The sequence below is a fragment of the Streptomyces atriruber genome, assembly GCF_001418325.1.
GTDB lineage: Bacteria > Actinomycetota > Actinomycetes > Streptomycetales > Streptomycetaceae > Streptomyces > Streptomyces atriruber.
Window position 1 is genome coordinate 1 of record NZ_LIPN01000687.1, and the last position, 1,235, is coordinate 1,235.

Genomic DNA, 1,235 nt, shown 5'->3' on the forward strand with positions numbered 1-1,235 from the left:
GCGGGAGCGGGCCGCGCGGCTCGTGGCGGCGGTGCGGGATGCGGTGGTCGTCGCCGTGGACCTGCCGAGCGGGGTCGACGCGGACACGGGCGAGGTGCACGGGGACGCGGTGCGGGCCGATGTGACGGTGACCTTCGGTGCGTACAAGCCGGGGCTGTTCATCGATCCGGCGCGGGAGTACGCCGGTGTCGTGCGGCTCGTCGACATCGGGCTTGAGCTGGGCGAGGGGGAGGCCGAGGCGCTGCAGTTCGCGGATGTCGAGCGGCTGCTGCCGGTGCCCGGGGGAGAGAGCGACAAGTACCGGCGCGGAGTGGTGGGGATCGTCGCCGGGTCCGCGCGGTATCCCGGGGCGGCCGTGCTCGCCGTCGCGGGTGCGCTGCGCGGGGGCGCGGGGGCCGTGCGGTACGTGGGGCCCGCCGCGGACGCCGTCATCGCGCGGTTTCCCGAGGCCCTGGTGTCCGCGGGGCCGCCGTCCAAGGCGGGGCGCGTGCAGGCATGGGTCGTGGGCCCCGGGCTCGGGGAGGACGCGGAGCGGCTGGGGGAGGTGCTGGCCGCCGATGTGCCCGTGCTGATCGACGCCGACGGGCTGCGGCTCGCCGGGGAGCGGGACGTGCGGGCGCGGCGGGCCCCTACGCTGCTCACGCCGCACGCCGGGGAGGCCGCCGCGCTGCTCGGTGTGGCCCGGGAAGAGGTCGAGGCGGGGCGGCTGTCCGCCGTACGGGAGCTGGCGGGGCGGTACGGGGCGACGGTGCTGTTGAAGGGGTCGACGACCCTGGTGGCCTCGGGTGAGGGGCCGGTGCGGGTCAACCCGACCGGGACGCCCTGGCTCGCCACCGCGGGCAGTGGTGACGTGCTGTCCGGGCTCGCCGGGTCGCTGCTGGCGGCGGGGCTCGACGCGCGGGACGCGGGATCCGTCGGCGCGTATCTGCACGGGCTGGCCGGGCGGCATGCGTCGAACGGCGCGCCCGTGGGGGCGCAGGATGTGGCGGACGCGCTGCCCGCGGTGTGGCGGGAGGTCGGCAAGTCCTGAGGCGGGGGTTTTCGCGGGCCCTTCGAGTGACCTGCCCGCGCGGCTGACGGGTGCGCGGCATCCGGCCGGGTTCGCTCATCGCATGATCAGTAAGACAGTCCGGCACGGTCTCACCGTGCTGCTCGCCCTTGCCGCGGAGTCTGGTCGCCGCCGCCCCCGGGCTCCTCGACCTCCTCGACCTCGTAGGAGAGCTCCGTGCCGTCGT

Annotated in this window: 1 protein-coding gene; it reads left to right on the forward strand. The window is 76.4% G+C overall.

Going from position 1 to position 1,235, the window contains the following annotated elements; translation table 11 throughout:
* Positions 1-1,030: NAD(P)H-hydrate dehydratase (locus tag AOK03_RS40080; RefSeq protein WP_055570225.1), on the forward strand; the 1,030-nt coding region annotated here is incomplete at its 5' end.
* Between the last annotated feature and the right edge of the window lie 205 nt (positions 1,031-1,235).